7 protein-coding genes are annotated in these 6,205 nt (G+C 58.1%); 3 read left to right on the forward strand and 4 right to left on the reverse strand.

Translation table 11 applies throughout. From position 1 onward, the window contains the following. Window positions 1–10 precede the first annotated feature (10 nt). Entirely contained in the window at window positions 11–319 is a 309-nt protein-coding gene (locus HU811_RS27400) for a hypothetical protein (protein ID WP_225248412.1), read from the reverse strand. Between the two features lie 345 nt (window positions 320–664). On the opposite strand from HU811_RS27400, the gene yegS reads away from it, so the two are divergent. Next, the gene (gene yegS, locus HU811_RS09350; RefSeq protein ID WP_186655414.1) at window positions 665–1,582 is read left to right on the forward strand and encodes a lipid kinase YegS; all 918 of its coding nucleotides are present in this window, start codon (window positions 665–667) and stop codon (window positions 1,580–1,582) included. Here yegS and HU811_RS09355 read toward each other — a convergent pair. The 3 genes from HU811_RS09355 to HU811_RS09365 form a co-directional block, all read right to left on the reverse strand. Further along, entirely contained in the window at window positions 1,566–2,225 is a 660-nt protein-coding gene (locus tag HU811_RS09355) for a response regulator (RefSeq protein WP_092401859.1), read from the reverse strand. The two genes, yegS and HU811_RS09355, sit on opposite strands and share 17 nt — an antisense overlap. Then, window positions 2,222–3,115, reverse strand: coding sequence for a sensor histidine kinase (locus HU811_RS09360; protein WP_186655419.1), 894 nt, complete (start codon window positions 3,113–3,115; stop codon window positions 2,222–2,224). The genes HU811_RS09355 and HU811_RS09360 overlap by 4 nt, the downstream gene beginning before the upstream one ends. Window positions 3,116–3,348: 233 nt before the next feature. Further along, window positions 3,349–3,819 (reverse strand): hypothetical protein, encoded by a 471-nt coding sequence (locus HU811_RS09365; protein ID WP_092401854.1) that lies wholly within the window; start codon window positions 3,817–3,819, stop codon window positions 3,349–3,351. A 480-nt stretch (window positions 3,820–4,299) separates the two neighbouring features. On the opposite strand from HU811_RS09365, the gene HU811_RS09370 reads away from it, so the two are divergent. Together HU811_RS09370 and HU811_RS09375 are read left to right on the forward strand one after the other, a co-directional pair. Further along, a complete protein-coding gene (locus tag HU811_RS09370; protein ID WP_092401851.1) occupies window positions 4,300–5,223 on the forward strand; it encodes a chemotaxis protein CheV in 924 nt (307 codons plus the stop codon). A gap of 70 nt (window positions 5,224–5,293) precedes the next feature. Further along, entirely contained in the window at window positions 5,294–6,103 is an 810-nt protein-coding gene (locus HU811_RS09375) for an MOSC domain-containing protein (protein WP_186655416.1), read from the forward strand. Window positions 6,104–6,205: the final 102 nt, after the last annotated feature.

Here is a 6,205-nt window from a genome sequence, read left to right on the forward strand (position 1 = left end):
CCCCTCGAATTTATCGCGAGAGCAGCATGACCAGTTGATCGAATCGACTGTTCGCAATCCAGCCCAGCAGGCCAAAGACCACCGCTGCTGCGCCTGCCGAATAGGCGAGCCTGTGGCGGATCACCTTCACATCGGTTCGGATTTCATCCATGTCTTTACGGATGTATTTAAGGTGGGTTTCCAGTTCAACGACGCGCGGTTCCAAATCAATTCCTCCTGCGGGATTACTGCAACTTTTGCATTCGTTTTGAACGTTGGCCTGTTCGCTTCCAAATGATGCGAGCTGCCGGGGTGACAGCTTGTATTTATGGCTATGCATGGGGCGTTTCATCCCTTTGGCCATAACTGTTCGAACCACTGTTCCGGCCCCTGCGGGCCGTGAAGTATCCATCCATGGGTTAAGACATCCTTGTGTAATGAGCATTTAAACGATCCAGCACAACAGAACACCAAAGTGTCTCAATACCGTTGAAGGGTCAATTGAGCTGATTCGCCAGTTCTTGTAAGAAAATTCTTCGAGTCGAGAAGTGGGCGGCAGGCGGGCTGTCCGCCGGTTTTCCCCGTGGGCGCGCAGCGCAGTCTTTTATTTAAATTGAATCGGTCCGGGCTTTTTCGGCCGTGTGAGTGGTCCCATTCTCTGAACCTTCCCATGACGGAGATAACAATGAGCAAAGGCAAGGCGCTGTTGATTTTGCATGGCAAGCAAGCGCTCAACGATGAGGTTCGCGCCGCAGTGATGCTCAAGCGCAAGCAGGGCTGGGACCTTGCGGTCCGACTGACGTGGGAGGCCGGCGATGCCCGACGCTGTGTCGATGAGGCGCTGGATGCCGGTTACACGACGTTGATCGCCGGCGGTGGGGACGGGACCTTGCGTGATATCGCCGAGGCGATCGTGCGTCAATCGAGTGAGGTCAGCCTGGTATTGCTGCCGCTGGGTACGGCCAATGATTTTGCCCGTGCCGCCGGTATCCCGCTGGAGCCGGAGCAGGCCCTGGATCTGCTGGATGTCACGCCCCAGGCCATCGACCTGGGGGACGTGGGCGGTCAGATTTTCCTGAACATGGCCACGGGCGGTTTTGGCAGCCAAGTGACGGCGAACACCTCCGAGGACTTGAAAAAGGTTTTGGGTGGCGCCGCCTATCTGTTCACCGGTTTATCACGTTTCAGTGAACTGAGTGCGGCCTACGGTGAGCTGCAGGGCCCGGATTTCCACTGGCAAGGCGATTTGCTGGCGCTGGGCATCGGCAATGGCCGGCAGGCCGGAGGGGGGCATGTACTGTGCCCTGAGGCGCTGGTCGATGATGGATTGCTGGACATCAGTGTCCTGCCGGCGCCTCAGGAAGTGGTCAGCACCCTGAAGGATTTGCTGGCCGGTGGCCTGGGGATCGACAACATGTTCGTGCGCGCACGCCTGCCATGGGTGGAAATCAAGGTCGCTCAAGGCCTGGATATCAATCTTGATGGCGAACCGTTGCAGGTCGACAGTTTGCGTTTCACTGTCCGGGCGAAAGCGTTGCGTGTTCACCTGCCCTCCGATTCGCCTTTGCTGAGTACCTCGGTGGCGCTTAATCGTCCAGGCTGATGATCTGCTCACGCACTGCGAACAGCACCAGCCCGGCCACATCATGGATCTGCAGGCGTTTCATGATTTGCGCCCGGTGGGTTTCTATGGTCTTGATGCTCAGGCTCAGGCCGTTGGCGATTTCCCGGGTGGACTTGCCGCGCACGATCAGCCGCAGGATCTCCAGTTGGCGGGCGGTCAAATTATGAGCTTGGCCAGGATCGGGTTGCGGCTTCTGGACGCGGGTCAGTGCCTGGTTGATCACGGTGTGGGCAATGGCAGGGCTCAGGTAGCGTTCGTTGTTGCGCAGAGCTTCCAGCGCGTGTTCCAGCTCGGTGGCGGTGGTGTCCTTGAGCAGATAGCCATGGGCTCCGGATTCCAGTGCCTGCATGATCAACGCCGGGTCGGTGTGCATCGACAGAATCAGCACTTTGCTCTGGGGACGCACGCGCTTGAGCTGTTGCAGCGCGTCCAGGCCGCAGGTGTCTTTCATGGATATATCCAGCAAGACGATATCTGGAACCAGCCGTTCAACCAGTTCCAGCAATTGCGTCCCGTCACTGGCTTCGCCGATCACGGCATATCCGGGCAGATCCATGACCAGGGCGCGCACGCCGGCCCTGATCAGCGAGTGGTCATCTATCAGAAGCAAGTTACAAATCAATGGAGAACCTTATTCTTGCTGGCCCGTTCCAGGGCGCGAGGCGTCCAGGGAAAGCTTGCCTCAATATGGGTACCTTTGCCGGCCTCGCTGATGACCTTCAAGGTGCCGCCCAGTTGTTCAACCCGCTCCGACATGCCGGCCATGCCGCGTTGTCCTTCGTGAGCGGGGTGGGAGGCCGGGACGAATCCTTTGCCATCGTCGCTGATCAACAGGGTCAGGCCTTCGGGCAAGCGTTGCAGGCGCACCAGCAGGTTTTTCGCCTGGGCATGGCGCAAAATATTGGTCACGGCTTCCTGGGTGATTCGAAACGCGGCGACCGTCATTTCCTCAGGGATACCGGTCATGCGTTGTTGACAGTCCAGGCTCCATTTCAGCGGTGTGTTAGCCAGCGTCTTGAGCAGGTGCGCGCGCAGGCTGGCTTCAAGTCCCAGGCTGGTCAGTTGTCTTGGGTTGAGAATGGCTGAGACGTCGCGAACCTTGTTGAGCGTTTCGTCCAGCGTCTCGCAGAGAATCGTGCACTGGCCCTGCAGTTCTTCCGGAATACGGCGCTTGAGCCATTCGCTTTGCAGTTTTGCCGCGGTCAGCAGCTGGCCGATATCGTCGTGCAATTCACGGCTGAGCCGATGGCGCTCATTTTCCTGGACCTCAAGCAACCGATCGGCCAATTCCTGGGGCTGGAACTTGATGGATTTGTGTGACAGGCGATGCTGGATCCAGACGCAGGTCGTGGCGGCGATATTCAGCGCCAGCAAACTCAGGGGTACGGTAGAGGCCAACAGGTAGACCAGCAGGCCGCCAAGGGTTGAGCAGATGCACAACGACAACGTGAAACGGCGGGCATTTTCTCGGGAGGGTGGCCAGGTGATGATTGACTTGAGGCTGGCGTACATGACGGATGGAGCCAATGAATGTTCGCTGCGGGCAGGCCAGTCAGCGTATCTGACGGGCCGGGACGGGTAAACGTTTCAGGTCGAAGGCAGCCTCAGTTGGCGGCTTAATGCCACTATCTTGAGGCCACTGACGCGGGAGATAGTACCACTTCATATTTCGTTGGTCGCGTTCAGCATGGTGGCGTGAAAGTGCCAAGTGTCAGCCGCATCAGGTCGAACCGCACTCATCGGCCTCAGGCCTGTTTTTGTGAGTAGGGCACCAAACCCAGGGGGCGCGAAGCAGGCAATGTCTGGCCAGGACTCTGGCCTACCTGGAAGGCAAAGGCTTCGATCAACGAGGTCTGTTCGCTGCTGTCCAGGCTGAGCTGGCCGGTGGTGTGATCGACCAGTTCCAGTTGCCAGGCCATCAGGGTGAAGCAATCCTTCAGCGCGCCCAGCGCCTGATCATGCAATTCAACGTGACTTTGCGCGTTGCTGAGCAAGCCATGGATATGCAGCGAAAATTCTGAAATGGCTTCCAGCGCCAGGGCGTCGGCCTTGTTTGCCAGCTTCAGCAAGGTACTGAGCATGCAATCAATGGCGTCCCTGTCGTCGTTGATCAGTTGCAGGTGGCTTAGGCATTCCTCTGACTTGGCCAAAAGCGTTTCGGCCTCGATCAGAAATTCGGGAAGGCGCTGATTCCAGTTTTTACGATCGTTCGGCATGCTTATCTCCACAACATCATGTCAGACGCAAGAAAATCGCGTGTGGCGAACGGCAGGAATTCACGGCCGGCAACTAACGAAGACCCGCAGGCACTCTTTCGCCCGTAGACAAAGGCATGCTCGCAAACGATTGCACTGGCGGGATCGGCCAAATGGCTGGAAGTCCGGTGTCCTGCGGTCGCGCACAAAAGCCTGACTCCGTTCAGCAATGAGAATGGCGTCACATTAATGGCTATTGGATAGCGGGAATATCAGGTTGCACCTGATTGTTGCTAGGGGAAACCCCTAGGCGGGGGAACTTTGTGCGCAAGCTGAGGTCGCGCCGCGCAAAACTTGAGGGATGAAATCTGTGAAGCCAGTAAAGCATGATGCTAATGTGACATCAATGCCCTGCGAGACATTTTATACAGGGGTCAAGATCCGGCCTGCACGGCCGATATCTCCTTTATGGATTCATCCGAACAAGCCCAGGAGTCATAGATGGCCGGCATTCTCGATACAGTAGATCAACGAACCCAACTGGTGGGTGAGAATCGCCTGGAAATTCTCATGTTTCGCCTGGCGGGGCGGCAGTTGTTCGCCATTAACGTGTTCAAGGTCCAGGAAGTGCTGCAGTTGCCGAAGCTGACGTTGATGCCGCAGCGCCATCCGTTTGTGTGCGGCGTAGTCAATCTGAGGGGCCAGACGTTGCCGGTGATCGACCTGTCCCAGGCCATCGGTATGCGTCCGCTGGTGCCGGGACCGAACAGCACCATTATCGTCACCGAGTACAACCGTTCGGTTCAGGCGTTCCTGGTGGGCGGCGTGGACCGCATCGTCAATATGAACTGGGAAGCCATCTTGCCGCCGCCGACCAGCGCCGGACGTGAGCACTACCTGACGGCGATCAGCAAGGTTGATGACCAGTTGGTGGAAATCATCGACGTGGAAAAAGTCCTGGCTGAAATCGTGCCTTACAACGCCAAGGTTTCCCGGGACAAACTCGAAGATCCGGTACTGGAGCGTGCCCGCGGACGCGAAGTGCTGCTGGTGGACGACTCCAATGTCGCGCTCTCTCAACTGCGCGATACGCTGGGTCAGTTGGGTGTGAAAATGCACGTTGCCAGCGACGGTTTGAAAGCCCTGAACATGCTCAAGGCCTGGGCCGATACTGGCGAAGTGATGACCGACAAATTACTGATGATTTTCACCGACGCGGAAATGCCGGAAATGGACGGCTATCGCCTGACCACCGAGATCCGCAACGACCCACGTTTGCGCGGGCTCTACGTGGTGCTGCACACCTCGCTGTCCGGCAGCTTCAACGATTCGATGGTCAAGAAGGTCGGCTGCGACAACTTCCTCTCCAAATTCCAGCCGGACAAGCTGGTTGACGTGGTGCGCCAGCGACTGATGCTCGACTGAGGCTGATCATGGTTTGCTTCAATGGCCGGCTCGTATAAGGTGGCGTTTTTCGTCACCAGGGAAGTCGAGCATGTTGCGGCTGAGCGCGTTGTATCGTTATCCGTTGAAGTCCGGCAAGGGTCAGCTCCTGCAAGGCATAGGCCTGGACAAGCTGGGCCTGGACGGTGACCGGCGCTGGATGCTGGTGGACGAGGGCACTGGGCGTTTCCTGACCCAGCGGGCAGTGATTCAGATGAGCCAGCTCTCGGCATTGTGGAACGAGGCAGGCGGTCTGACGCTCAGTGCGCCAGGTTTTGCCTCGCTGGATGTACCGCTGCCACCTGCCGACGAAGATCAGCGACGTGGTGTGATCATCTGGCGAGACACCTTGCGCGTACCGGATGCCGGTGACGAGGCAGCGGCCTGGGTCAGCGAATTCATCGGCAAGCCCACCCGGCTGGTTCACGTTCCGGTAGAACTGGCGCGCACCACCGCCGCCGGTTACGGCAAGGATGACGACAAGGTGGCGTTCGCAGACGGTTTCCCCTTGCTGCTGATCGGCCAGGCCTCTTTGCAGGACGTGTCCGATCGGGTCGGCCGCCCTTTGGAGATGCTGCGCTTTCGTCCCAACCTGGTTATCGAGGGCAGCGAGGCATTTGCCGAGGATGGCTGGAAGCGCATTCGTATCGGCGATGTGGAGTTCCGGCTGGTCAAGCCCTGCTCGCGCTGCATCATGACCACGGTCGATCCGCAAACCGGCGAACGCGACCCTGACCGCGAACCCTTCGCCACGTTGCAGCAGTATCGTTCGACACCGGACGGTGCGATGTTCGGCCAGAACCTGGTCAATGACAGCAATGGTTGGCTTGAAGTGGGCATGCCGGTTGAAGTGCTCGAATAAACACCGCTTTTGAAAAAACAATGCCCGTGTCCACCGGACACGGGCATTTTTTATTACCCGGGACCACGCCGGGGCTTTTGTGGCGAGGGGATTTATCCCCGC

It is taken from the genome of Pseudomonas tehranensis (assembly GCF_014268615.1).
GTDB classification, from domain to species: domain Bacteria; phylum Pseudomonadota; class Gammaproteobacteria; order Pseudomonadales; family Pseudomonadaceae; genus Aquipseudomonas; species Aquipseudomonas tehranensis.

Bases quoted from the DNA above. Each gene is read 5' to 3' on its own strand.
- HU811_RS27400 (WP_225248412.1), bottom strand. From the start codon at position 319: ATGCATAGCCATAAATACAAGCTGTCACCCCGGCAGCTCGCATCATTT.
- HU811_RS09365 (WP_092401854.1), bottom strand. From the start codon at position 3,819: ATGCCGAACGATCGTAAAAACTGGAATCAGCGCCTTCCCGAATTTCTG.
- HU811_RS09360 (WP_186655419.1), bottom strand. From the start codon at position 3,115: ATGTACGCCAGCCTCAAGTCAATCATCACCTGGCCACCCTCCCGAGAA.
- HU811_RS09370 (WP_092401851.1), top strand. From the start codon at position 4,300: ATGGCCGGCATTCTCGATACAGTAGATCAACGAACCCAACTGGTGGGT.
- HU811_RS09375 (WP_186655416.1), top strand. From the start codon at position 5,294: ATGTTGCGGCTGAGCGCGTTGTATCGTTATCCGTTGAAGTCCGGCAAG.
- yegS (WP_186655414.1), top strand. From the start codon at position 665: ATGAGCAAAGGCAAGGCGCTGTTGATTTTGCATGGCAAGCAAGCGCTC.